Raw genomic sequence first — 26,772 nt, 5'->3', positions numbered from 1 at the left:
TTAGCACTAGAAAATAAAAATATCGTACCAGTTCGTACCAGTTGGATATTTTTATATATTTGACTGCACAATCAATGAACTACATGATGATGAAACCTTCTGATTTTTTCTTACTACTCGGCTTCACTTCCCTTCTTGCGGCCTGCGCAGTCAAAAAAACCGAAACCAAAGAGCAGTGGCAACTCGCTCCAATCGCACATACCAGGATCAGCGATAGATTCTGGAGCCCCAGATTTGAACTTTGGCGTACGACTACTTCCAATGATGTGCTGGACAAGTTTGAAGGAAAGCACCTGGCTTCCGACAAGGAAAGAGAGGAGAGCAATGCCTTTGCAAATTTTGATGACGTAGCGTCTGGACAAAAAGGTACAGGCCGTCACGCAGGCTTTCCCTGGTTCGACGGCCTGGTTTATGAAAGCATCAGAGGCATAGGTGACTTGATCGGACAATATCCGGATCCCGCCCTGCAGGCTCGTTTAGATGCTTATATTGATCGCATTGCAGCAGCCCAGGCAGCAGATCCTTCCGGCTACCTGAATACCTATACTTACCTGGTGGAACCTGCACACCGCTGGGGAGATAATGGAGGTTTCCTTCGCTATCAGCATGACGTTTACAACGCAGGAATGCTGATCGAAGCGGGTGTACATTATTACCGGGCCACTGCTAAAACGAAATTGCTGGAGGTTGCGACACGGTATGCCAATTATATGTCGGAACTAATGGGACCCGCGCCCAAACGCAATATCGTACCCGCACATGCTGGCCCGGAGGAAGCCATGATGAAGCTCTACCAGCTATACAGAGAACAACCGGATTTGAAAAAGAAAATAGCTGTACCTGTTCATGAACAGGATTATTACGCCCTGACAAAATTCTGGATCGAAAACCGAGGCAGGCATACAGGCCTCCCGCTCTGGCAGACCTGGGGCAATGACAAATCGGAAAAGTGGATCAAAGCACAAAAATTCAGGGAAAGCGGAAATGGCCCTGACATCCGGCCAAGCTGGGGCGACTATGCACAAGATTCCATTTCGGTATTTCAGCAGAAGACCATTGAAGGCCACGCAGTAAGAGCCACCTTACTGGCTACGGGTATGGTGGCCGTAGCACTGGATAACCACGATCCTCAATACATACAAACAGCTACGCGGCTCTGGGACAACATGGCAGGACGCCGTATGTTTGTCACGGGAGGTGTAGGTGCCATCCACAATGATGAAAAGTTTGGCCCGGATTATTTCCTGCCTACTGATGCTTATCTGGAAACCTGTGCCGCTGTGGGTGCAGGGTTTTTCAGTCAACGGATGAATGAACTGACTGCCGAAGGTAAGTATATGGATGAATTTGAACGGGTACTGTACAATAATATATTGACTGGTGTTTCCCTATCCGGCAAGCAATACACCTATCAGAATCCCTTGAACGCGCATGACCATGCACGCTGGGAATGGCATTCCTGCCCTTGCTGCCCCCCGATGTTCCTGAAAATGGTTTCTGCCATGCCCGATTATATTTTTGCAGCAGCGAAAGATCAGGTATACCTAAATTTATTCATTGGCAGCAAGGCAGAAATCCTGCTGAATGGAAAACAAAAACTGAGAATCTCACAGGAAACAAATTATCCCTGGGAAGGCAGGGTGACCCTGCAGCTGGAACCGGAAAACAGCAATGCCTTTACACTCAATTTGCGAATTCCGGGCTGGGCATTAGCGAAAGAAAACCCCTACGAACTCTACCGTTCCAACCTGAATCCGGCCATCAGCCTGACCGTAAACGGACAACCGGAAAAACTCGTTTTGAGAAATGGCTATGCCATGCTCAGCAGGAAATGGAACAAAGGTGACAAAGTGGAGCTCCAATTGCCGATGCAACCACGTTTCGTCAGTGCAAATGCAGAAGTGAAGGACTTAAAAGGAAAAGTGGCCATTGCCTCCGGACCTGTTATTTACAGTCTTGAAGCCGCCGACAATGGAAATGTAGCTCAACTGAATATCGACACCACTGCTGCAATGACGTTGAGCTACCGGCCTGACCTGCTAAACGGAGTGAATGTGATCCAGGGCAAAACCGGCAGTGGCAAGTCTTTCACTGCTATACCTTACTATGCCGTAGGAAATAGAGAAGGAAAAGGCTACCAGGTCTGGACAGACGTTGCACAGCCTTCAGTAATTAACATAAATGTAGGCCAGGTCGAGAATCGGCTCAGCGCTCTGCTCTACGGCAGCAATATTGAAGACGTAAACCATGAGATATATGGCGGTTTTTATGACCAGCGCATCTTCGGAGAAAGCTTTGAAGAACCCGCCACTGGTGTAAACTTCCAGCAATGGCGCAGATATTCAGGATACTGGACGGCCAATAACGATGTAGTTTCTATCATTCCAGGCAGAAATACCCACAGTGCCGTACGCATGAACGGCATTCACCAGATCGGTGTAGAGCCAGATCAAAGTGCAAAGCTCATTTATGAAGGCACAGAGCTTACTGATGGGATTGTAGAGGCCGACATCCGTTTTACCGGCAAGGGGGAAAGTGGTGCTATCCTTCTCCGGGTGGATAATGCCGGTGTAGGCAATGATGTGTTTGACGCCTACGAAGTTGGCCTGAGCCGTAATGGCCGTCGGCTGATCATGGGGAAACACTTCCAAAATTTCGAACTCCTCAAAGAAGCAGCGATAAATGTAGATGCCACATCCTGGAACAGGTTAAAAGTTGAGCTAAAAGGAACTGAAATCATGGTTTCACTAAATGGGAAACCGATCCTTTCCTATAAGGATGAACGCAACCCACTACTCAAAGGAAAAATCGGCTTGCGAACCTGGCGTTCCGACCTTGAATTCAGAAAGTTGAGCATCAGTCGAAATGGCGGTACAGAAAGCCTGAAGCTGAGCAATTCTGATACAGAAGAAATCAGCTACAACTGGGACATCATCCGTTCAGCAAAAGCCACAGCGGACTTCCGTTTGGATAGCGCAAATGCCTACAACGGCAAAAACACACAACTGATCTGCTTTAAGGGTGGTAATGGACGTGTAGGGATTGCCAACAGAGGGCTTAACCGTTGGGGCATTGCCCTAAGGAAAGGACAAGTTTTTCAAGGGAGGTTTTATCTCAAAGGGCATCAGCTCTCCGGTCCTGTAAGCATTGCGCTGGAAAGTGCAGACGGTAGCAAAACTTATGCAGTACAACAAATAAAAGGTATCGGCATGTCATGGAAAAAATTTCCTTTTAGCCTGAAAGCAAGTCAGGCCGACAAAAACGCGAAGCTGGCGATTTACCTCTCTTCAAAAGGCAAACTTTGGGTAGATCAGGTGGTGCTCATGGGCAGTGGTGATGACCAATTTAAAGGTCTGCCCATCCGCGCAGATATTGGAAAAATGCTAGTAGCACAAGGACTCACTTTTCTGCGTTATGCGGGCACCATGGTCAATTCCCCCGAATACAAATTCAAAAATATGATCGGCGACCCGGACCGTCGACCACCTTACCGTGGCCACTGGAACCATTATACCACCAACGGTTTTGGCATTGAAGAGTTTCTTCAATTCTGTGAAGCAACAGGCATCACACCTTCGTTCGCAGTGAACATTTACGAGACGCCAGAAGATATGGCTGATATGGTGGAGTACCTCAATGGCGATGTAAATACCACTTGGGGTGCCAAACGGGCCAGCAATGGTCACCCTAAACCTTATGGCGTCCGCTATATCGAGATCGGCAATGAAGAAGTGATTTTCAATGGTGACAGCAAAAAAGCATATGAAGAATATGTAGCGCGCTTTAAACTCCTTCAACAGGCAATGAAAGCCAAAGACAGTAATCTTAAATTCATCCATGCTGCATGGTGGCGACCAGAGTCGCCGAATATGGAATACGTATTCAGGGAACTAAATGGAAAAGCCGATTACTGGGACCTCCATGTTGGCGGAGATGATCCTAGTGCGGGAACAGAAACAGAGAAACAATTACTGGGAATGCTCAAAAGGTTTAAACAATGGGATCCGGCCAGTGCGATGAAAGTCGCGGTATTTGAAGAAAACGGGAGTAAGCATGGCATGCAGCGGGCCCTAGGGCATGCAACAAACCTCAATGCGATCAGGAGACATAACGAATCTGTACTGACCTCTAGTCCGGCTAATGCGCTACAGCCTTATTTACAGAACGACAATGATTGGGACCAGGGCCAAATCTTTTTTAGTCCTGATCAGGTTTGGGGCATGCCTCCATTCTATGCACAACAAATGCAGGCTGTACAACACCAGCCTCTACGGGTAAAAACCAGCATTACAGGAGGATTGGATGTGACTGCCAGTCGCAGTGAAGACGGGAAAACACTAATTTTACATGTCGTGAATACAGCTAGTATTTCGTATCCGACGAAGCTGCAATTCGAGGAATTTGAAAATAGGAAAGATCTGGTTGAAGTTGCAAGTCTTTCAGGAGAACTGAATGATAGGAATAGCCCGGACAAGCCCGAAAAATGCAAAACACAAAATACGACGATCCATTTACCAGTTACAAATCCGGTTTATGAATTCCCGGCATATTCTTATACTATTTTAAAATTTGCGAGGTAAGATAGAGTGGACAGCTTTGGGCCAGCTTCGGGTATGCGCTGGGTCTGCTTCGGGTAAAAGGTACCAAAACCCGAAGCAGATGCGTCGCAGGTCCTTTTTTGCCCTTATTCAGCCGAACACCTGTTCAGTCGAAAAACTGTATTTTATTTAAATCAATTATAAATAACCTAGGATTATTGAGAGTTATTCCTTTATTTTGCGCCGTTATTTTAATCAAATCTTAATAAGCATATGCAAAAACGAATACTCTACATTTTATTTGCGCTCTTCTTGACCACCAATCTCTATGCCCAACAAACTGGGAATGTGAGAGGTAGGATCACAACCTCTGATGGCAGCGTAGCTAGTTTCGTCTCAGTTCAGTTGAAGGGCACTAGTTTAGAGGCAGTATCTGACGAAGAAGGTGAGTACCAAATTCGTAAAGTTCCTGCCGGCAATTATACTATCGTAGTATCGGCAGTAGGACTTTATCCAAAAGAAAAACAAATCACCACTAATGGCAAAGGTATTGTGGTTGCTGATTTCTCATTGAATGAGAATCTGTCGCAGCTAGATAACGTACTCATCTCTGCAAACAAGAAAAAATACAAAGTAGATAAGGTATCCCCTTCCCTACGCCTGCAGTCGCCACTGATCGAAGTCCCACAGAATATCCGTGTGGTAAGTAGTGCATTAATGGCAGACCAACAAGTATTCGATATAGTAGACGGTATAACGCGTAACGTATCAGGAACTACACGTACAGGTCACTGGGATGCTCAATATGCGAACATCTCTACCCGTGGAACTACAATTCCTGCGTTTCGTAATGGAATGAATATGAAAATGCCATGGGGACCACTTACTGAAGATGCTGCGACAATTGACCGCGTTGAATTTATCAAAGGCCCTTCTGGCTTTATGATGGCCAACGGTGAACCAGGTGGGATCTATAACATCGTGACTAAAAAACCTACGGGTGAAAATAAAAGCTCTGCTACATTAAGTGGTGGTGGTTTTGGACTAGCTCGGGCAGCTGTTGATTTGGATGGCAAGTTATCTCAGGACGGACGCTTGTTGTTCCGCTTGAATGTAGCTGCCCAAACCAAAGGAAGCTACAACAAATACAATTATACCGACAAATACATTGTTGCACCAGTAATCAGCTACCAAATTGATTCTAATACCTTAATTACTGCTGAATATACTACTCAGCACGTAGAAGCACAGGCGTTAGGTACCTATGGTTTTTCTCCAAAAGGATTAGGGGACACTCATCCTAGTTTGTTTATAGGTGATCCAACCCTTGATCCCGCAAAAATGTATGATCATAACGCGACCCTATATTTCAACCACAGATTGGATAACAACTGGAAAATTAACGGTCAGGTTGCTTATGTAAAATACGGCTTGGAAGGTGGTACACCCTGGCCTTCTCAAATAGCGAAAAATGGCGACATGAGACGTGCACTGAACATCAGTGAAGAGTTGGCAATTAATAAAAATGCCCAATTGAGCATTATGGGTGATGTACACACGGGAGCTGTGACACACCGATTAATGACAGGAATTGATTTTGGGAATCTAAAAACATGGGGTGATTTTGCGAGTGTGCAAGTCCCCGATCTTCAACTTATAGGTAACGCTGCTTTTAACATTTACAACCCAACATACGGTGCTTTAGCAAATATTCCTGTTTTCGATCGTTCTAAAAGCATCCAGATTCGGTCAGCAATTCCTGCAAATATCACATACCTTACAAACCTTACTTACACTGGTGTGTATGTTCAGGATGAGATCAGAATGCTGGAAGAAAAACTACGTTTGACACTTGCTGGACGTTACACACACGCAGTAACAGTAGGTAGGTCAAAAGCATTCCAGGTATCTGATAATGCCTTAAGTCCAAGGGTAGGTTTAAGTTATTCCATTACAAGTAACTTCTCGGCTTACTCGTTGTATGATCAAAGTTTTCTTCCTCAAAGCGGACAGGATTACGAAGGCAACGCTTTCAAACCTGTAAGAGGAAACAACATCGAACTAGGTCTGAAGAAAGAATGGTTTGATGGCAAATGGAACACAACGGCAGCTGTTTACAAAATCACTAAGACCAATGTTTTGAGTGGAGATCCACGTGCAGGTACGCAGATTCCAGACCAGCCAGTGGGAACCCTTTACCCAGCGAATATTCGTATTCAGACAGGTGAGCAACAGTTCCAAGGCGTTGAAATAGATGTTACTGGAGAAATCTTAAGTGGGTTAAATGCCAATTTAAACTACGCATTTACCGACACTAAAGTAACAGAGGATACAAATCCAGTATTAATTGGAAGATCCGTTGCAGGTTCTGTTAAACACATCACCAATGGCTGGTTATCTTATCGCCATAAGAGACCAGGCTCTATATTTAACGGCTTTGGTCTGAGCGGAGGATATCAGGTTCAGATTGGCAGAAATTCAGGTTCAATCGCTGTACCTTTGAAATTACCAGCTTATTATCGCTTTGATGCAGGAGCGTCTTATGAAAAAGGAAAAATCTCACTATCCCTACTTGTAAACAACTTACTTGACCGTAGATTACTTACTCAAGGGTCCTTTACTAATTTAGGTGCGGCTGCTACCGACACAAATACTTCTTACTACACATACATCTACGAAGTGCCTAGAAACGCTAGATTGTCTCTGACTTACAGATTCAAGTAAGCTTTTATTCTTTATTCTTTTCTATGCAGAGCGGCCGGTTAATCAACTGGCCGCTTTCGCATTAAATATATCAACTACTAGTAGGCCGCAGTGAATCTTTGTTTAGGGTGCTTATTGCTTTCCACCTCATCAGCAATCACCATTGCCAGATCTTCTACAGAAAGTATGCTCCTGCCCTCTTCATTAAATACCGGGCTTTCCGTACCCAAGCGATACTGACCAGTACGTCCGGCAGTAATCCCGGGATGCATTTCGATCGCCGGACTAAAGAAAGTCCAGTTGAGGTCTTGCTCTTCTTTCAAAAGATTCAGATAATCTCTCGCTGCAGTAGCGCCGGCCTTGTAATCCGCAGGGAATTCAGGTCCGTCTACCAATTGCTGACCATTGATGTATAAACTTCCTGCACCACCGATCACGATCAGCCGGGCAACTCCAGATTCCTTTACTGCTTTTTGAATTGCCTCCGACCCTGCCAGAAAATCATCATACAGATTTGGGTTTGTCCATCCGGCATTGTAAGCGCTGATCACTGCATCTGTTCCACTTATTGCCGAGGCCAGGGCTACGGTATTCAGTACATCAACAGCTTTCACAGTTAACAATTTACTTTCTACGCTGATTTTACTGGCGTCACGCACAATTGCAGTCACCTCATGTCCCCGACTCAGTAATTCATTTAAAATAGCGGTTCCTACAAATCCGCTTGCTCCGATTAATGTAGTTTTCATATGTTCTTACTTTTATATTGTAATTTAATTTGTTACAGTTTAATTTAAAAAAATTCAGTCGAATTCTCTGCTGAATGTGGCCAGGCTCTTGCCCGATAGGCTCCTGACCAGTACTTGTTCTGTACTTTCATACAGTTCGTTTAAATGGGTGTTGATCTCCCTACCGACCGGGCAATTTGGATTGGGTGTATTTTTTGCGATCCCAAGGAGCGTCTCCTGTCTAACTGCGAGATAAACATCAGCCAGGCTAATCCTGTCCGCAGGTTTTGCCAGGTAACTGCCTCCGTTCTTGCCCTCTTTCGTACCTACGAAGCCATGTTTTCTCAAATTGATTAGCTCTTTTCTCACTAACACTGGATTAATATTGATACTTCCAGCCAGGTAATCCGAGGAAATCAACTCTTCATTTGCCTTTTCCAGCAAAACAAGAATGTGTAAGGATATGGCAAACCTGGAATTGTTCATTCTGTAATTTTAATTGTTACAGTACAAATGTAATGCCATTATCGAAGATTCCAAAAAACAGGATGAAAACTTATTGGCATTTGGCAGGACTATTGCAGTGAAGCAATGATCAACTAATATAAATACATTATGAAAAGAGTCTTTTTATTATTTGCCATGGCTGCTGGATTAACTGCCTGCAGCAGTGAAAACACCGATAGCAACAAAGGTGACAGTACTGAACTGATTGCAGAAGACACCACATTTACGGCGACTAACCCTCCTGCTGCAAACAGCACTGACTGTTATCAATACGTCAATAACAAGGACAGCGTAGTCTTAAAATTAAAAGTCGCAGGAGAAGAGGTGACTGGCGACCTGAATTACAACTGGTTTGAAAAGGATAAAAATAAAGGTACACTTGCGGGTGAAATGAAGGGCGATACATTGATTGCAGAATATCTTTTCGATTCGGAAGGTACACGTTCAGTAAGAGATGTGGTATTTCTTAAAAAGGGCGGTCAACTTTATGAAGGCTATGGTAAGTCCACAGAAAAAGGTGGAAAAATGACTTTCGAAGACAGGTCGAAACTCAAGTTCGATGCCATCGTGCTTTCCAAAGTGCCTTGTAACTAGAAGTTTTCGAAGTTCTCCCAAAAGCCGTCTACCGGTAATTTGGCAAAGATATTCACTGGTTCTTTCTTTACGGGATGAATAAATTGCAAACGACGGGCATGTAGGCAAATGCTGCCCTTACGGCTTCCCCGCGGATAACCATATTTATTGTCGCCCACAATGGGACAGCCCATAGTAGAAAGTTGTACCCTGATCTGGTGGGAGCGCCCGGTTAGGGGATCTACCTCGATCAGATAATAGCCATTCAACTCACCGATCAGCCTGTAGCTGAGTTCACAACGCTGACTGCCCGGAACCTCCGTATTGTACGGTGTCACTACATTTTTCTGGGGATTTTTGATGAGCCAGTGGATGAGTGTTCCAGCTGCCTTAGCTGGCTTTTTGCGCACAACTGCCCAGTATGTTTTCTTAACTTCCCGATTCTTGAACACGGCATTCATCCTTTCTAAGGCTTTACTCGTTTTAGCGAAGAGGATTACGCCACTGACAGGCCTGTCGAGCCGGTGAACCACGCCTAGAAAGGCACTGTTCGGTTTATTGTATTTGGCTGCAAGGTACTTCTTGACTTGTTCGTCCAGGGGTTCATCTCCTGTCTCATCGATCTGCACGATATCACCCGCGCGTTTTTTCACCGCGATCAGGTGGTTGTCTTCATAGAGAATGTCCTTATCTGTTACCGGCATTTAGTACTGCTCCTTTTCGTTAGGGAAATCTTTTGATTTAACGTCTTTAATATAAGACTGAGCAGCACCCAGGATACCTTCATATAAATCTAAGTACTGACGTAAGAAGCGCGGTTTGAAACCTTTGGTCAGTCCGATCATATCATTTACAACCAATACCTGTCCGTCGCAGTCTGGACCAGCACCGATACCGATGGTAGGGATGTGCAGGCTCTCTGATACTTCTTTTGCCAGTTTTGCCGGGATTTTTTCCAGTACTACACCAAAGCAACCGGCTTCCTGTAAAGCCCGGGCATCAGTTTTTAATTTATCAGCTTCCGCTTCATCTTTGGCCCTCACTGTATAAGTCCCGAACTTATAGATGGATTGTGGGGTAAGTCCCAGATGTCCCATCACAGGAATCCCTGCAGTAATGATACGCGATACCGATTCTGCAATCTCGGTTCCTCCTTCCAGTTTCACCCCATGCGCTCCTGATTCTTTCATAATGCGAATGGCGGAGTTGAGGGCTTCCTTAGAATTGCCCTGGTAACTGCCAAAAGGAAGGTCGACAACCACAAAAGCACGCTTGGCACCACGAACCACACTTTGCGCATGGTAGATCATTTGGTCCAGTGTAATTGGTAAAGTAGTTTCGTGTCCGGCCATGACATTAGAAGCCGAATCGCCCACCAGTAAAACGTCCAGACCTGCATCATCAAGAATCGTTGCCATGGAATAATCATAAGCAGTAAGCATCGCGATCTTTTCCCCGCGGTGCTTCATTTCCTGAAGTATATGTGTAGTGATGCGTTTAACTTCTTTATTTACAGACATGGTTATTATCGTTTTGTTGAGGCAAAATTAGTTTTTACAATCGAAATAAAGCGAGTTTAATTGTTTTTGTGACATTACAGCTTATTTCAAAAAATCTCTTGATAGCAAAGCTGCAAAGACGTACCTTTGTACTCCGAAATGAAGGAGTTACTTAACAGCACATTTGTTAATTGCGAAAACAGCATCACAGCTGTATCTAAAGCCTCATTTTTTCCGTTTTTCACAACAATAATTTCTCATATTCACTTACATGACTAATTACATCAAGTTACCTGCAATCTTGTTACTGGCTGATGGCACCGTATATTATGGTAAAGCAGCCGGAAAAATAGGTACTACAACCGGAGAGATCTGCTTCAATACAGGTATGACGGGTTATCAGGAGATCTTTACTGATCCTTCTTATTTCGGACAGATCATGGTAACTACCAATGCCCATATTGGAAATTATGGCATCCACAAGGAAGAAATAGAATCGGGCAGCATTAAGATTGCTGGACTGGTTTGTAAAAACTACAACATTGGCTTTAGCCGTAAAGAGGCTTCTGAATCTATTCAGGATTATTTCCAGAATGAAAATATTGTAGGGATTTCGGACATTGATACCCGTGCCCTGGTACGTCACATCAGGCATAAAGGTGCAATGAATGCCATCATTTCTTCGGAAATCACCGACTTGGAAGAACTAAAAAAGAAACTGGCCGAAGTTCCTTCTATGGACGGACTGGAACTTTCTTCACAGGTATCTACCAAAGAACCTTATTTCTATGGCTCTCCGGATGCTACTTATAAAATTGCTGCCCTTGATCTGGGTATCAAGAAAAATATCCTGCGCAACTTTGATGACAGGGATATCTATGTGCAGGTGTTTCCGGCCAAAACTACTTTCGAAGAAATGGACAAATGGGGCGCTGACGGATATTTCATCTCCAACGGCCCTGGCGATCCTTCTGCTATGCCTTATGCCATCGAGACAGTTAAAGAGGTATTGGCCGCTGATAAACCACTGTTCGGTATCTGTTTGGGACATCAATTGCTGGCTGAAGCCAATGGCATCGGCACAATGAAGATGTTCAACGGTCACAGGGGTTTGAATCACCCGGTAAAAAACATCATCAAAAATCACTGTGAGGTAACATCTCAAAACCACGGTTTTGGCGTAATTCCTGACGAAGTTAGGAATTCTGATAAAGTAGAAATCACACACATCAACCTGAACGACCAGTCGATCGAGGGTATCCGTGTGAAAGGCAAGAAGGCATTTTCGGTACAATACCACCCGGAATCTTCTCCTGGTCCTCATGATTCACGTTACCTGTTTGATGATTTCATCACCATGATCAAAGGCGAGCTAGCCTGGTAAACCGGTTAACAGCTCATTACTATCATATTACCGACATTTTAGAAGGTTTAGCCCTGTAGCATTTTCTGTTCGGCTAAACCTTCTTACATTTACAGTATGGATAAAACTAACGCTATCATCAGCGTAAAAAATCTGGTCAAAAATTACGAAGACTTTAAAGCCGTTCAAGGCATCAGTTTTGAAGTTTATGAAAATGAAATCTTCGGTTTACTGGGTCCCAACGGGGCGGGAAAGACCACTACACTTGAAATCATTGAAACGCTTCGGGAAAAGACTTCCGGTGATATTTTTGTAGATGGCTTCTCTGTGGATACTGAAGCCAGTAAGATCAAAAGGATCATCGGCGTTCAGCTGCAGGCAGCGGGCTACTATCCTAATCTTAACCTAGTAGAACTTATGGAACTGTTCTCCGGTCTTTATGGTGTAGACATCAAGCCCATGGAGATGCTGGAAAAAGTGAATCTTCAAGACAAAGCAAAGGCGAAATATAAGGCACTTTCCGGTGGACAAAAACAGCGTTTCTCCATTGCAACGACACTCATCAATTCACCAAAGATCATTTTTCTGGATGAACCGACCACAGGCCTGGATCCCCAGGCCCGGCGTAACCTCTGGGACCTGATCATCGATATCCGCAACAACGGGACGACAGTAGTCATCACCACGCACTATATGGACGAGGCGGAACAGCTCTGTGACCGAGTGGCTTTTGTAGAACGTGGACAGATCATTGCCCTCGACAGCCCAGACAACCTGATCGATCAGTTGGTCAGCAGCGGGTTTGAAAGGAAGAAAGAAGTGAAGAAAGCTAACCTGGAAGATGTCTTCATCAACCTGACTGGCAAAGAATGGCGTGAAGGATAAATAAATTAGGATCATGAACAATACATCATATAGTCATACCAAAGCAACGCTGGCCCTGGCCAAAGCTAGCTTCCGGTCTATCATGCGCAGCCCTTCAGCGGTTGTCTTTACCCTGGCCTTTCCACTGATATTTATTTTGGTCTTTGGCTTTCTGGGCGGCGGGGGCGTAAAAGTGGAAGTCGCAGTATCTCCAGGATCTGACCTGCAAAACCCGATAATCCAGGCACTTCAGAAAAATTCCGTGGTTCATTTATTGATGAACAAAGAGGCAGAAGAACTAAAAAAAGAATTGGAAAAGGGCAATATAGATGCAATGATCGACGTGCAGCGCAACGAAAGCGGCAGGCCAGCTTATCTGGCCAATGTGCAATACACTTCAGCTTCTATGGATAAAGGCAATATCTTCAAATCGGTATTGAACAACCTGCTCTATCAATTGAACAGCGCAGATGCTGCTCCCGCGATTGCCCGTTTACAGGAAAGCACCATTAAAGGAAGAGAATACCGTACTATTGATTTTATCCTGCCTGGTCAGCTGGGCTTCTCACTCCTGAGTACAGGGGTATTTGGAACAGCTTTTGTATTTTTCAGCCTGCGTCAGAACCTGGTGATCAAACGTTTTTTTGCTACTCCCGTGCGTCGCTCGAGCATTGTATTCGGAGAGGGCATTGCCCGGATAGGGTTTGCCCTGCTAGGTGCACTCTTTATCATACTTGTAGGTCACTTTTTCTTTCATTTCACACTTATACATGGTGCAATTACGGTACTGAACATGCTTTTACTGTCAATTCTGGGCCTAATTGTCTTCATGGGCTTTGGCTTCATTGTTTCGGGGATAGCTAAAAGCGAAAGCACTATACCTCCTATTTCAAATATCATCACCCTGCCACAGTTTTTGCTTTCGGGTACCTTCTTTTCCATCAATGCCTTCCCAACATGGTTGCAACCAATCAGCCGCGCATTGCCACTCACCTACCTGAACGATGCCATGAGAAAAGTGGCTTTTGAAGGTGCAGGTTTATGGGATGTAAAACAACAAATCCTGATCATCGTGATCTGGGGAATCGGTGTCTATGCTGTTGCTGTTAAAGTTTTTAAATGGGAATAGTTGGTTGTTTAAAATTTATTATAACTTTGGATATTGCCTTAGTAATTGTAATTTATACACTAAGGCTGATTTACTAATAAAAACCAACAAAAATGAGTTTAATAATTGATGTTCGTGCAAGGCAGATCCTTGACTCCCGCGGCAACCCTACTATCGAAGTAGATGTAATTACAGAAAATGGAATTCTTGGTCGTGCTGCTGTACCTTCAGGTGCTTCTACTGGTGTGCACGAGGCTGTGGAGTTAAGAGATGGTGATAAAAAAGTTTACCTGGGTAAAGGCGTATTGAAAGCTGTAGCCAATGTAAATGAGAAAATCGCTGATGAATTAAAAGGTATTGATGTATTTGAACAAAATGCAATCGACAGCCTGATGATTAAATTGGACGGAACAGAAAATAAAGGTAAACTGGGCGCAAATGCGATCCTAGGTGTTTCCCTGGCCGTGGCTAAAGCTGCTGCACAGGAAAGCCGTCAGCCTTTGTACCGCTATATCGGTGGTGTGAATGCCAACACTTTGCCTATCCCAATGATGAACATCGTCAACGGTGGTTCTCACTCCGATGCTCCTATCGCATTCCAGGAATTCATGATCATGCCAGTAGGTGCATCTTCATTCTCCGAAGCTTTACGCTGGGGTACTGAAGTATTCCACAACCTGAAAGCGATCCTGCACGACAGGGGTCTATCTACTGCAGTAGGAGATGAAGGTGGTTTTGCACCGACTTTTGAGGGCACTGAAGATGCTGTGGAAACCATCCTGAAAGCAATCGAAAAAGCGGGTTATACTCCTGGAGAGCAAATCTGCCTGGCTTTCGATTGTGCTGCTTCTGAGTTCTATAAAGATGGAAAATACGACTATACTAAATTTGAAGGTGAAAAAGGTGCGATTCGTACAAGTGCGGAACAAGCTGAATACCTGGCTTCATTAACTGAGAAATATCCGATTATTTCTATTGAGGATGGTATGGGTGAAGATGACTGGGAAGGCTGGAAAATTCTAACTGACCGTGTAGGTGATAAAGTTCAGTTGGTAGGTGACGATTTGTTCGTTACCAATGTTAAAAGGCTTCAAACTGGTATCGATACCAATACTGCAAACTCTATCCTGGTAAAAGTAAACCAGATCGGTTCATTAACTGAAACCATCAATGCGGTTACTCTGGCACAAACCAATGGATATACATCAGTGATGTCTCACCGCTCAGGTGAAACTGAAGATGTAACCATTGCTGATCTTGCTGTAGCTCTGAACTGTGGACAGATCAAGACTGGTTCTGCTTCACGTTCTGACAGGATTGCAAAATACAACCAATTGTTACGTATTGAGGAAGAGTTAGGTGAAGCCGCACGCTTTATCGGTAAAGATTTCAAATACGCAATAAAAAAATAATTTATACTTATTAAACACCGATCTGGAGTGTAGCGAAAAGCTATGCGGTAAAGCAAGTTCGGGATGTTGATAAGTTGAAAATCTTATTTTTAAAACATCCGGAGATTTAAGATCTTCGGATGTTTTTTTTACATTTACCAGCGTTGAAATTAATCTGATTCAAGATTGCTTCAATGATAGATCATAACGATATGAACCGTTTACTAGAACTTGTCCGGAATAAATACTTTCTCTGCGTTGCCGCTTTTGTGGTATGGATGCTGTTCTTTGATAAGAATGACGTGATCGCACAATACGAATATCGCTCAGAAGTGAATAAACTGCAGGAAGAGAAAGACTTTTACACCCGGGAAATTGCCAATGTAAAAAAAGATCTGAATGAGCTAAATACCGATCTGCGCACTGCAGAAAAATTTGCACGTGAAAAATACTTCATGAAAAAAGATAACGAAGATGTTTTCGTGATCATCGAAGAGACACCAAAGGATTAGAATCCAAAACGGGGCAATGTGAGTTTATACCTCACTACCACAATCCTAAGCACAAAGATAAAAGCCATCACCAGTACCTGTGCCAAATCATCTTTCAGGTTGAAAAACAACAGTGCATAATACAGGATTCCACCCATGATACAGGCAGTAGCGTAGATCTCCCTTTTAAAGATCAGAGGAATGGTATTGAGCAGTGTATCACGGATTATGCCTCCAAAACAGCCGGTAATGGTACCCAGCGCTACGCAGATACCTGGACTCAGACCAAAAAGAATACCTTTTTGAATACCTAGCATGGTAAATAAACCCAGACCGAGCGAGTCAAACAGGAACAGTGTAACCTTGAACCTCTTGATATAGGTCTTAAAAAAAATGGTGGCAACAGAAGTGAGCAGGATCAGCAGGCAATAATTCACATCTCGCATCCAGGAAACGGGTGTATCCCCCAATAAAAGGTCGCGCACAGTACCTCCACCGATGGAGGTTACAAATGCAATGATGAGCACACCGAAAGGATCCAGACGCTTTTGCATAGCGGCAAAAGAACCTGATATCGCAAAAGCGATGGTTCCCAATACCTCGATGGCTTCTAATGTGCTGATCTGCATAGTACCTAGATTTCGCCGTTTCTTTTTCTAAGAAACCATTCTACGCTCAGCAAAGCCATAAACAAAGCAAACAACCACTTGAAGTTGATCAGCTCTTCATATTTACGGTCTTCATAACTCAAGGTTTTGATTTCCTCACTATTTTCGATATCAGCAGCGATCTTCAATAGTGACGCGGGCAGATAGGACTTTCCGTTGGTGCTGACAGAAAGCTGATGAAGCAGCTGGTGATTCGCAGTGGTCTGCTGGTACTCTGCAATGAGTGCATTCACATAAAATATACCTTGGGCAGTATATTTTTTACTACCCAATGTTGTGTTGGCGATATAACGGTATTGCCCTGCAGGCAAAGCCCCGGCGTCTAATTGATAACCTGAATCTGTTTTCGAAAATAGGTAATTGTAACTTTTACCTGCGGCATTCCTGATCTGCAGGCTCACATCTGCAGTATTGACTGCAACATAGCTATCATTATACAGGATTGCATTGATCATTACATTCTCATTTTCATCAAAAGTGGTCTTTGCAGTATACACTTTAAACTTGCGCTTATCGTCCTTTACTGAGAGGTATTGCACGCTACTTGTAACCAGTGTATTGAAGACCTCCGTATTTTGTTCAGACTGGGCTTCCGAAAGTTTCCAGCGCCATATCCCTTCTCCGATCAGGTAGCCGCTCTTTCTTCCGTTGCTATTCAGGAAAAATAGCTGGGGCGAATTGGTCTTCAGCTTTCCAATGCGCTGGCGAAGCACCACCATGGCATCAGCTCGTACTTCGATGCGTCCGAAAGGAGATTCCAAGGGATCGAAACTACTCATCACGTTTGCCGCACCGGGATCCAGATGAAAAGCTGTAAAGTTGGGATCGACCTCTGCGAAGGCCTCCTGCAAGGTTTGACTACCACCGGAATAGTTTACTTCATTCTGTTGTTGGTTAAAGCTGCTTAGGCTGCTCTGCGCGCCGAGAATATACCATACGGGTACGATGGACTGCTTGAGCTTATTCAAAAAGACCTGGGCATCATTTTGTGCCGCGGGCAATTGATAGAGGACCACGAGGCCATAGTCATTGGGATTAACAACATTGAGTTCATCTCCCAAAAGGACTTTAGCATCATAGTGGGGGTTCAGTTGCAGTGCCTGCCTCAATGCGGTAATATCGGGGTGTGGTCCGGCAGCGGCAATCAATACCTTCTGCCTCGCGTCAATTACATCAATAAAAAGCTGCTGTACGTTATTCTTTTCTGAAATTTCATTGGGAATCGTGCTCAACTGCACGGTGTATTTCTGCAAACCCAATTTATTGGCTTTCAATTTTATAGGAAAACTTTTTGCAAAGGCATCCGAAACCAGGCTAACCTTCTCTGAGTGCAGGATTTTTCCATCCTGGATTACCGACAAGGTACTTTCAGTCCCTTTTGCTTCAAAGGCCTGAAGCTGTACTTCGATGGTAAAGTCATTGTCCAGATAAACCAGGCTGTTATGGTTTATGTTAGCAATCATGAGGTCTTTCTTTGGCAGTGTATCGCCAAGTGCAATGGTATAAACCGGTGCTTTCAACTTGTTCAGTTCGTAAACGGGACTTCCTCCACGGTTGAAAATACCATCAGAAGCCAAGATTACGGCACCTACATTTCGGTTGAGCATCTCATCATTGAGCTGATTGATGAACCGGACACCATTACTTAGCTTACCCTGGTTATTGAAATCGAACCCTGTTCCTACGCTATCGCTGAAGTGATAGGTCTTCACCTCATATTTAGCAGACAGGCGTTCAGCCAGTTGCTTCAGGTCTTTTTCATATTGCTTCGGATTGAAACCTTCCGGCATGATGTTGCCCACAGAAAGAGAGTTATCCTGTCCAATGACTATGATCGGCTTTTCCAGGTTATAAGAGACATTCCGAACCAGGGGGAAGAACAACAACATTGCCATGAGGCTGATCACGGTTGCCCTGACGATGGCGAGACCATAGCGGAGACGTGGTTCGAGGTGCTGCCCCCTTTGATAAAGCAACCAAGCCAAGCCCACTCCTAAAAGCAGGCAGCCAAGTAAAACAATCAGGGTAAACAAATTGAAGGAGTCGCTCATACGCATTTGGGTAAAGATGCTAAATTTTAAAATAATTGCTAGGCATTTTCCTTAAGTTTGTTTAACAAATTGACGCCGGATATGAAGGGCTTATTTTTAGGTATGGCATTACTTTCAATAGCGTTACCTGGTAGCGCGCAAATCGGCTTTAAAGCCAAGCAACTTACATTTGAGCGTGTAAAACTAGCTTATAAAGAAAAGTGGGCAGACTTGAAGAACGAGTTGAAGACCGAAGGTACAGGCAGTGATTTCCAACTCTATCTGGCAGCCTATAAACAGGAAGGAAGGCTGGAAGTATGGACAAAAGGACAGCAGCAAAAAAATTACAACCTTTTCAAGATATACACTTTTTGCCGGCATTCCGGGATACTGGGACCTAAAGTTAAAGAAGGCGATTTGCAGACACCGGAAGGCACTTATCACATTGTAGCTTTCAATCCGGAAAGCAAGTTTCAGCTCTCACTCGGGATCAACTACCCAAATGCGGAAGACCTGCTCCGTAGTGGCAAGGAAAAACCTGGTAGTGAGATCTACATCCACGGTGACTGTGTAACAGTAGGCTGCATTCCGATCACAGATGATAAAATCAGGGAGTTGTATGTATTGGCAGTAGAAGCACGGGAACATGGCCAGGCAGAAATCCCAGTACAGATTTTCCCCTTCAAGATGAATGCTGAAAATATGAGGACGCAGCTGTTGAAATTCCCACAACACAAAGCTTTTTGGGCCTCCCTAAAACTGAAATATGATGCTTTCGAGAAAACTAAACAAGCTCCATGAATGACATTAAGATTACCTGCTGATTAAACTATAGCACTCGATAATGCGTATATTGTATAAAATCAGAAAGAGATGAAGCGATTGAAGAACAAAACACTGATCCTTGCGGGCTTATTAATGATGACTGGCTTTGTGGCCTGTGCACAGCAACCAAAGAAAGAAAAAGAAGACCCTAAAAAAAACACAAAGAATATGGAATGGAATAAGTTAACCAAAGAAGAAGAAGATGTAATCGTACGTAAGGGAACTGAATATCCTGGTACAGGGAAACTGCTGAACAATAAAGAAAAAGGAACTTATATCTGCAGGCGCTGCAATGCCCCTTTATACAGCTCAGAATCGAAATTTGAATCGCACTGTGGTTGGCCAAGTTTTGATGACGAGATCAAAGGTGCAGTAGACCGTATTCCAGATGCAGATGGTCAGCGTACAGAGATCGTTTGCCACAATTGCAAGGCACATTTGGGACACGTATTTATTGGTGAAGGCTTTACAGCGAAGAATACGAGGAACTGTGTGAACTCAATTTCCATGAGCTTCGTACCCGACAAGAAATAATTTGTCATTTTACAACAATCAACTGATGCCTGGTGATAAATGCCGGGCATTTTTTGTGGATACGAGATTTGTTTACTTATGTTTGCAGCATTCACCAACTAAAGTAAATATATGAAGTATTGTTTATTGTTATGTGGTATGCTACTGTCATTCATGGGTTTTGCACAGGAATCGACAGGAGATCAGGGAGCCGGCACTATCGCCAGCAATGTTAAAAAATCCGCTACACCTACCCTATTAAAAACCTCAGACGACGATGACGATGCGTCGGAGGTCATATCCAAATCAGTTTACGCTACTTATTATGCCCGGCGATTTGAAGGTCGTAAGACCACCAGCGGCGTTCGCTACCGTCGTGCTAAAATGACTGCAGCTCATTTGAGTCTTCCATTCGGTACCATAGTGACCGTTACGAATCCAGAGAACGGAAGATCTGTGGAAGTGGAAGTGAATGACCGCGGACCGCATTCCAAAAAATATAAAATAGACCTTTCTGAAGCTGCTGCAAAAGAAATTGGCATTTACGGAAAAGGTGTGGCAAAAGTAGAGATCAGCTACCAGCCCGAAACCGAATAAAGACCTAACTTTAGGATCTTTAAAGTCAGTTTTTTTAAATTATTAACATTGAAAAATTTTCCCTAAGCGCTTAAAAAGAAATAATTAGCTTTTTTGCTCCCTGATTATGACCAAAATCTGATCAGATTCAGCTGCTTATCCCACATCGTGTTAACAACTTTGTGCATTAAAAAAGTCATCACTCTTTATATTTGTTTCCATAAGATTCTTTAATAAATCACACACAGGTCTTTATTTAAAGGTTTAATATTTAATTACTTAAGGTTGCCGGAGGATTTCATGTCTTTTTAATCTTGTAAATAAGTATGGTTTCCGTGTCTGTAATGATTTAAGAATAGAATCTTCTAGTTTATCCTATCAAAATACAAAAAAGAGGCTTATGCAAGAAGAAGAGTTATTATTAAAGGAAAACAAAGATCGCTTTGTTCTTTTACCGATTAAATATCCAGCGATTTGGGAGATGTATAAGAAGAGTGAGGCCAGCTTTTGGACCGCTGAAGAAATTGATTTATCCGATGATCAAAAGCACTGGGACAACCTGAATGACGGTGAAAGACATTTCATTTCCCATATCCTTGCTTTTTTTGCTGCCAGTGACGGTATTGTAAACGAAAACCTTGCTGTGAATTTCATGAGTGAGGTTCAGTTGCCTGAAGCAAGGTGCTTTTATGGTTTTCAGATCATGATGGAAAATATCCACTCTGAAACTTACGCTCTCCTGATCGACACCTATATCAAAGACCCTGATGAAAAAGATCGCTTGTTCCATGCTGTAGAGACCGTACCTTGTGTTAAGAAAAAAGCAGAATGGGCTTTGCGCTGGATTGAGGGTGGTAATTTTGCTGAACGTCTGGTAGCCTTCGCTGCCGTAGAAGGTATCTTCTTCAGCGGTAGTTTCTGCTCGATCTTCTGGTTGAAAAAACGCGGATTGATGCCCGGACTAACATTTAGCAATGAGCTGATTTCACGTGATGAAGGTATGCATTGTGAGTTTGCCTGCTTATTATACAGCATGTTGCAAACCAAACTGACACAGGAACAGGTCCATGGTATTATTAAAGATGCTGTAGAGATTGAAAAAGAATTCATTACAGATGCGCTGCCAGTAGCACTGATTGGTATGAATGCCAAACTGATGTCGCAATACATTGAATTTGTGGCTGACAGATGGGTACAAGAACTTGGTTACACCAAAATATACAATGCCACAAATCCATTTGACTTTATGGAGATGATTTCCCTACAGGGTAAAACAAACTTCTTTGAGAAAAGAGTTGGCGATTACCAGAAAAGCGGTGTACTAACTTCTACGGAGGACAAAGCTTCCGCTTTCTCACTGGATGATGACTTTTAATACTTATTGGGGTTAGCAATAAGGAAAACAAATAATAATTAACATCGGTGCCGATGCTGAATTTGCCGCTCTCAAATTCAATATGCACCTTAAATACCTAAGAAAATATGTTTGTACTAAAAAGAGACGGCCGCAAAGAAGCGGTGAGATTTGATAAGATAACTGCCCGCATTGAGAAGTTATGTTATGGTTTTAACCCTGAATTGGTAGACCCTATAGATGTTGCCAAAAAGGTAATTGAAGGGCTCTATGATGGGGTAACCACTTCTGAACTGGACAATCTTGCTGCTGAAACGGCAGCCTCCCTGACGACCAAGCATCCTGACTATGCATTGCTTGCTTCCCGGATAGCTGTCTCCAACTTACATAAAAACACAACAAAATCATTCTCCAAAACGATGGAGATGCTATACCTGTACGTAGATCCTAAAAATGGCAAACCAGCTTCGCTGATTGCTGATGATGTATGGAATGTTATAGAAAAAAATGCAGACATTTTAGATAGCACCATCATTTATGATAGAGATTTTGGCTTTGATTATTTCGGTTTTAAAACCCTGGAAAAATCTTATCTGCTAAAATTAGACGGACAAATCGTAGAGCGTCCGCAACATTTATTTATGCGCGTGGCGGTGGGTATCCATAAAGAAGATATCGATAGTGCAATTGCAACCTACAACCTGATGAGTGAGCGTTGGTTCACACATGCGACACCTACCCTTTTCAATGCTGCAACTCCAAAACCTCAAATGTCATCCTGCTTCCTGCTTACCATGCAGGACGATAGCATCGAAGGTATCTATGATACACTGAAACAAACAGCCAAAATCTCACAAAGTGCCGGCGGTATTGGTTTGAGCATTCACAACATACGTGCTACAGGGTCCTACATCGGTGGTACAAATGGTACGAGCAATGGTATCGTTCCTATGCTTAAAGTATTTAATGATACTGCGCGTTATGTAGATCAAGGTGGAGGTAAACGTAAAGGTGCTTTTGCCATTTACCTGGAACCATGGCATGCAGATGTATTGAGCTTCCTGGATTTACGTAAAAACCATGGTAAAGAAGAATTGCGTGCCCGTGATTTGTTTTATGCACTTTGGGTTTGCGACCTGTTCATGAGAAGAGTAGAAGAAAACGGCGACTGGAGTTTGTTCTGTCCGCATGAAGCGCCTGGACTGGCAGATTGCTTCGGTGAAGAATTCGATGCCTTATATGAACGTTATGAGAAAGAAGGACGTGCGCGCAAAACCATCAAAGCACAAGAGCTTTGGTTTGCCATCCTGGATTCACAGATTGAGACAGGTACGCCTTATTTATTGTATAAAGATGCTGCCAACAGCAAATCTAACCAGCAAAACCTGGGTACGATCAAAAGTTCCAACCTCTGTACAGAGATTATAGAATATACGTCTAAAGACGAAGTTGCAGTATGTAACCTGGCGTCATTGGCATTGCCAAGATACGTGATCAACGGAGAGTTCGATCATCAGAAATTATATGATGTTACTTATCAGGCAACCGTCAACCTGAACAAGATCATCGATTACAATTATTATCCCGTTGAAGAAGCAAAAAATTCCAACATGCGTCACAGACCAGTTGGTTTGGGTGTACAAGGTTTAGCTGATGCGTTCATTCTAATGCGCTTACCCTTCGAAAGTGAAGGTGCAAGGATTCTGAACAAAGAGATCTTCGAAACCATTTACTTCGCAGCCATGACTGCTTCCCATGACCTTGCTGTGAAACATGGTCCGTATCAAACTTTTGAAGGCTCTCCTTTATCAAAAGGCAAGTTCCAGTTTGATCTTTGGAACGTACAACCAGATAGCGGAAGATGGGATTGGGAAACTTTACGTGAAAAAGTAGTGAAAGATGGTGTGTATAACTCCTTGCTGGTTGCCCCGATGCCTACTGCTTCGACCTCACAAATTTTGGGTAACAATGAATGCTTTGAGCCTTATACTTCTAATATCTACACGAGAAGGGTACTGAGCGGTGAGTTTATTGTGGTTAACAAACATTTACTGAAAGACCTTGTCGCTTTAGGCTTGTGGACTCCTGCAATGAAAGACAGAATTATCCTGGCCAATGGTTCTATCCAGGACATTGCTGAAATCCCTGACTACATTAAAGAATTATACAAAACCGTTTGGGAAATCAAAATGCGTAGCATAATTGACATGGCAGCAGACAGAGGTGCTTACATCTGTCAGTCGCAATCCCTGAACTTGTTTATCAATGCTCCAAACACATCAAAACTAACTTCAATGCACTTCTATGCATGGAAGAAAGGCCTGAAAACAGGTATGTATTATCTGCGTACGCAAGCAGCTTCTCAAGCCGTTAAGTTTACGGTAGAGAATCAGGCTGGTAAAAATATGGAACCTGTAATTCCTGAACACATTGCACAAAGTGCTGAGGAAATTGTTGAAGGTCCTGTTTGCAGCATGGAAGAAGGTTGCATCAGCTGCTCTGGCTAATTCAGAAAAAGCTGATATAACAAAAGGGCCGGTTCTTAAAAAGAACCGGCCCTTTTGTTATATCAAACAATTATTTAGTGTAGAGATTTGAAGTATTTCGGTACCCAGAGCCGGTATTGGTATACCAATCTTTATAAGCTGTACCTCCCGACTTGGCCCAATCCAGAAAGCGCAGATACGCATCTGAAATTGCCCTACCCTCTATAGGGTAAACAAATGTATCTGTGAAGCTGATCGCCCAGGGTGCATTTTCCTTATTCATATAATATTTCCCTGTACCCTGATTACTGGCATCGTCCTGAGTACCAAGAATGGACTTGTTTGCTTTGTCCGTAGGTACATTATCGGGAAGATGAATCTCATATTCTCTTCTCAAACTACTGATCAGGAAAGGATTGAAAGGTGCATTGCCGATTTCAGCAGCAGAAACAGGACTCGCAAACTTAATCAAAACGGTAGCCTTAGTTGGCGTAACCTTTGGCTTAGAAGGATTTGTATTCACCTGGTCCGTACCATCAGCATTTTTCAACAGATTTTGATGGTTATCAAATGGAATGATGACAGCTCTGGCTTGCCCAGCCTCTACGCCATTGGAAGCCAACTGAATATAGTTGCTCTGTAGTACCTGCCCTGTTACAGATGCCACCTTAGAGGCTGCAACCGGCAACTGCACTCCAAAGCCATTTTTAAAGCTTGCACCTGCCGCGACAGGAAGGTATTCACCAGTCATCTCGGTTACGGCATTTGATGCGTTAGAGATGAAAGTATACCGATAATTGACAACTAAGTCATTCAAGTCATAATCCCCTTTCTGTGGCCAGAAATCTTCGAAAGCCAGAGTAGAGTAGCCATTTTGCGATGGGAAATAAGTGATATAGGCTTTAGAAGCATCATTAGGGAAATCATCCAGAGCGTCAAGTACCCCGTCTCCATCCGTGTCACCACCTTTATCGATAGTTGCTACATTAGCTGTACTGATTCCTGTCACTGGATTTGAAGTTGCATAAACGACAAGGTCGTTAAAGTCATTGTCAGAACTCTGCTCTCTATTGATGTCTTCAAAACCAAAAAGGAACAAGTTATGGACATTATCATACAGCATGACAGAATGTTTTTTCCTGGTACTCGCAATTTCAGGATTAAACTTGGCTTCGGAATAAAATTTAGTACCACTGGTTGATACTCCCGATCCTGTCCATGCATTTTGAAGCAGCACAAAAGCAATGGTCGTACCTGCCTCAAAACGGCCAACTTTCACTTTATCACCTGAATTCAATCCACCACCAGACTGGTAAGCAGAAGCATTTGGGAAGACCATTGTCACTTTATCAATACCTCCAAGTGAAGTTCCTGTTGTAACAGATAACGGAGGATTATCCGTATCATAAGCATAATATCCCAGTGAGTTCAAATAGCCCGCACCTTCAGAAACAAAGGTAATCCAGACATCGCTGGTCTGCGTCACTACGATGTTTGAACCAACATTCGTTGTCAAGTATTCCGGATGAGTAGTTGTCAAGGGCTTACCTTCTGGTAGAGAAGCATTTACATAATTGAGCAAACTCGCGTCAATGACATCTGGTGTGTTCTCCAGATACTTTGGTCTACCAAGACTCGAGGGGTAAGTGCTGCTGTTTACTACGGCATCTGAAGAAGCGGTATAAGGTGAGGGATAACCATAAGTAACTGTCAGAAGTCCCCGGGCTGATACATCAGCTTTTTTGTTTTGGAGGCTCAATATCGTGCCAGGGTCTCCAGTATATGGTGGAATCTGATTAGGCACAATGTCACCACTAGCAGTGAAAGTGCCACCTAAGATCGCGCTAACGGAAGTTTTCCCACCTACATACGCCTTAGCATTGTTGATGAGCCCAACAAAATTGGGGCTGATGAGCAATGTGTCCAGATAAGAGGGAACTGTAATTTTACCCCTCACATAGCCATCGGCATCACTGACCGCTTTTAAAAAAAGTTTGTCGCTCCCACTGGGATCAGAAACGCTTAGGACAGCCCCTTTAATGGGCTTGTTGTCATTGGTCAGCAACTGAACAGACACCGAAAGGTCTTTAGTTGTTGCGTACCTGAATGAATTAGGAATGTCTGTCCCGGGAGTAGTAGGGTCGGGAACATCTGATCTGTTTTTCTTGCAGGAGCTCAAAACCACTGCAGCGATGAAAAACAGGCAAAAGAAAGGGAAGAAAGTTCTCATGGCCGTTTTTTTTAATAGTAATGTAATAAAGAGGATCAACAAAGTGAATACCATGAAAAGCATGTATCTTTGTCCCAGCATGAGTAAACACGAGATCATATCCTGTGAGCGCTGTGGTTCTCCCATAGAGTGTAAGGCAAATTCCTACACCAAATGCCAATGCAGCGTGGTTCAGCTTAGTCTGAACGAAATGCAATACATTAGTGAACAACATGATGGCTGCCTCTGTTCATTTTGTTTATTTTCTTTACAGCAGGAGTACCGGGATATTTTGACTGCTATATAGCTCGGATCCGAACCTTATTTATTTTTTTTGGCTAACTTT

21 protein-coding genes are annotated in these 26,772 nt (G+C 43.4%); 14 read left to right on the top strand and 7 right to left on the bottom strand.

The genetic code is table 11. The features are described from left to right. Positions 1 to 74 precede the first annotated feature (74 nt). Together WAE59_RS16730 and WAE59_RS16725 are read left to right on the top strand one after the other, a co-directional pair. Positions 75 to 4,580, top strand: a complete 4,506-nt coding sequence (locus tag WAE59_RS16730; RefSeq protein ID WP_337857117.1) for a beta-L-arabinofuranosidase domain-containing protein — start codon at positions 75 to 77, stop codon at positions 4,578 to 4,580. Between the two features lie 231 nt (positions 4,581 to 4,811). Continuing rightward, complete coding sequence (locus WAE59_RS16725) at positions 4,812 to 7,262, top strand: TonB-dependent receptor (protein WP_337857116.1); 2,451 nt, start codon at positions 4,812 to 4,814, stop codon at positions 7,260 to 7,262. A gap of 77 nt (positions 7,263 to 7,339) precedes the next feature. Here the strand turns inward: WAE59_RS16725 and WAE59_RS16720 are convergent, their stop codons facing one another. Beyond that, complete coding sequence (locus WAE59_RS16720) at positions 7,340 to 7,990, bottom strand: NAD(P)-dependent oxidoreductase (protein ID WP_337857115.1); 651 nt, start codon at positions 7,988 to 7,990, stop codon at positions 7,340 to 7,342. Positions 7,991 to 8,044: 54 nt separating this feature from the next. Then, entirely contained in the window at positions 8,045 to 8,455 is a 411-nt protein-coding gene (locus tag WAE59_RS16715; RefSeq protein ID WP_337857114.1) for an Rrf2 family transcriptional regulator, read from the bottom strand. Between the two features lie 129 nt (positions 8,456 to 8,584). On the opposite strand from WAE59_RS16715, the gene WAE59_RS16710 reads away from it, so the two are divergent. Then, on the top strand, positions 8,585 to 9,070 hold the full coding sequence (locus WAE59_RS16710; protein ID WP_337857113.1) for a hypothetical protein: 486 nt from the start codon (positions 8,585 to 8,587) through the stop codon (positions 9,068 to 9,070). Here the strand turns inward: WAE59_RS16710 and WAE59_RS16705 are convergent. Then, complete coding sequence (locus tag WAE59_RS16705) at positions 9,067 to 9,753, bottom strand: RluA family pseudouridine synthase (protein ID WP_337857112.1); 687 nt, start codon at positions 9,751 to 9,753, stop codon at positions 9,067 to 9,069. The two genes, WAE59_RS16710 and WAE59_RS16705, sit on opposite strands and share 4 nt — an antisense overlap. After that, the gene (gene panB / locus WAE59_RS16700; RefSeq protein ID WP_337857111.1) at positions 9,754 to 10,569 is read right to left on the bottom strand and encodes a 3-methyl-2-oxobutanoate hydroxymethyltransferase; all 816 of its coding nucleotides are present in this window, start codon (positions 10,567 to 10,569) and stop codon (positions 9,754 to 9,756) included. A 250-nt stretch (positions 10,570 to 10,819) separates the two neighbouring features. Here panB and carA point away from each other — a divergent pair, with 250 nt between their 5' ends. From carA to WAE59_RS16675, 5 genes are all read left to right on the top strand, one after another. Next, entirely contained in the window at positions 10,820 to 11,932 is a 1,113-nt protein-coding gene (gene carA, locus WAE59_RS16695; protein WP_337857110.1) for a glutamine-hydrolyzing carbamoyl-phosphate synthase small subunit, read from the top strand. Between the two features lie 96 nt (positions 11,933 to 12,028). Continuing rightward, positions 12,029 to 12,796, top strand: coding sequence for an ABC transporter ATP-binding protein (locus tag WAE59_RS16690; RefSeq protein ID WP_337857109.1), 768 nt, complete (start codon positions 12,029 to 12,031; stop codon positions 12,794 to 12,796). 13 nt (positions 12,797 to 12,809) lie between these two features. Beyond that, the gene (locus WAE59_RS16685) at positions 12,810 to 13,904 is read left to right on the top strand and encodes an ABC transporter permease (protein ID WP_337857108.1); all 1,095 of its coding nucleotides are present in this window, start codon (positions 12,810 to 12,812) and stop codon (positions 13,902 to 13,904) included. Between the two features lie 92 nt (positions 13,905 to 13,996). Then, on the top strand, positions 13,997 to 15,295 hold the full coding sequence (gene eno / locus WAE59_RS16680; protein ID WP_337857107.1) for a phosphopyruvate hydratase: 1,299 nt from the start codon (positions 13,997 to 13,999) through the stop codon (positions 15,293 to 15,295). 191 nt (positions 15,296 to 15,486) lie between these two features. Then, entirely contained in the window at positions 15,487 to 15,786 is a 300-nt protein-coding gene (locus tag WAE59_RS16675; RefSeq protein ID WP_337857106.1) for an FtsB family cell division protein, read from the top strand. Here WAE59_RS16675 and WAE59_RS16670 read toward each other — a convergent pair. Beyond that, positions 15,783 to 16,394: a trimeric intracellular cation channel family protein gene (locus WAE59_RS16670; RefSeq protein WP_337857105.1), complete on the bottom strand. Its 612-nt coding sequence runs from the start codon at positions 16,392 to 16,394 to the stop codon at positions 15,783 to 15,785. The two genes, WAE59_RS16675 and WAE59_RS16670, sit on opposite strands and share 4 nt — an antisense overlap. A 5-nt stretch (positions 16,395 to 16,399) precedes the next feature. Then, positions 16,400 to 18,484 (bottom strand): hypothetical protein, encoded by a 2,085-nt coding sequence (locus WAE59_RS16665; protein WP_337857104.1) that lies wholly within the window; start codon positions 18,482 to 18,484, stop codon positions 16,400 to 16,402. Between the two features lie 81 nt (positions 18,485 to 18,565). Here WAE59_RS16665 and WAE59_RS16660 point away from each other — a divergent pair, with 81 nt between their 5' ends. The 5 genes from WAE59_RS16660 to WAE59_RS16640 all read left to right on the top strand — a co-directional run bounded on the left by WAE59_RS16660 (position 18,566) and on the right by WAE59_RS16640 (position 24,238). Further along, entirely contained in the window at positions 18,566 to 19,264 is a 699-nt protein-coding gene (locus tag WAE59_RS16660; protein ID WP_337857103.1) for a L,D-transpeptidase family protein, read from the top strand. Positions 19,265 to 19,336: 72 nt separating this feature from the next. Further along, entirely contained in the window at positions 19,337 to 19,822 is a 486-nt protein-coding gene (locus WAE59_RS16655; protein WP_337857102.1) for a methionine-R-sulfoxide reductase, read from the top strand. 111 nt (positions 19,823 to 19,933) lie between these two features. Further along, positions 19,934 to 20,398: a septal ring lytic transglycosylase RlpA family protein gene (locus WAE59_RS16650; RefSeq protein WP_337857101.1), complete on the top strand. Its 465-nt coding sequence runs from the start codon at positions 19,934 to 19,936 to the stop codon at positions 20,396 to 20,398. A gap of 379 nt (positions 20,399 to 20,777) precedes the next feature. After that, positions 20,778 to 21,752, top strand: coding sequence for a ribonucleoside-diphosphate reductase small subunit (locus tag WAE59_RS16645; protein ID WP_337857100.1), 975 nt, complete (start codon positions 20,778 to 20,780; stop codon positions 21,750 to 21,752). Positions 21,753 to 21,859: 107 nt separating this feature from the next. Beyond that, positions 21,860 to 24,238, top strand: coding sequence for a ribonucleoside-diphosphate reductase subunit alpha (locus WAE59_RS16640; RefSeq protein ID WP_337857099.1), 2,379 nt, complete (start codon positions 21,860 to 21,862; stop codon positions 24,236 to 24,238). A 70-nt stretch (positions 24,239 to 24,308) separates the two neighbouring features. Here the strand turns inward: WAE59_RS16640 and WAE59_RS16635 are convergent, their stop codons facing one another. After that, on the bottom strand, positions 24,309 to 26,447 hold the full coding sequence (locus tag WAE59_RS16635) for an LruC domain-containing protein (RefSeq protein ID WP_337857098.1): 2,139 nt from the start codon (positions 26,445 to 26,447) through the stop codon (positions 24,309 to 24,311). Between WAE59_RS16635 and WAE59_RS16630 the strand changes: the two genes are divergently transcribed. Continuing rightward, on the top strand, positions 26,335 to 26,733 hold the full coding sequence (locus WAE59_RS16630) for a cysteine-rich CWC family protein (protein WP_337857097.1): 399 nt from the start codon (positions 26,335 to 26,337) through the stop codon (positions 26,731 to 26,733). The two genes, WAE59_RS16635 and WAE59_RS16630, sit on opposite strands and share 113 nt — an antisense overlap. Positions 26,734 to 26,772 lie beyond the last annotated feature (39 nt).

The sequence above is a fragment of the Pedobacter sp. GR22-6 genome (genome assembly GCF_037402555.1).
In the GTDB taxonomy this organism is placed as follows: Bacteria; Bacteroidota; Bacteroidia; order Sphingobacteriales; family Sphingobacteriaceae; genus Pedobacter.
The sequence above is the reverse complement of the archived record's forward strand: the minus strand, read 5'-3'. Positions and strand labels throughout refer to the sequence as shown.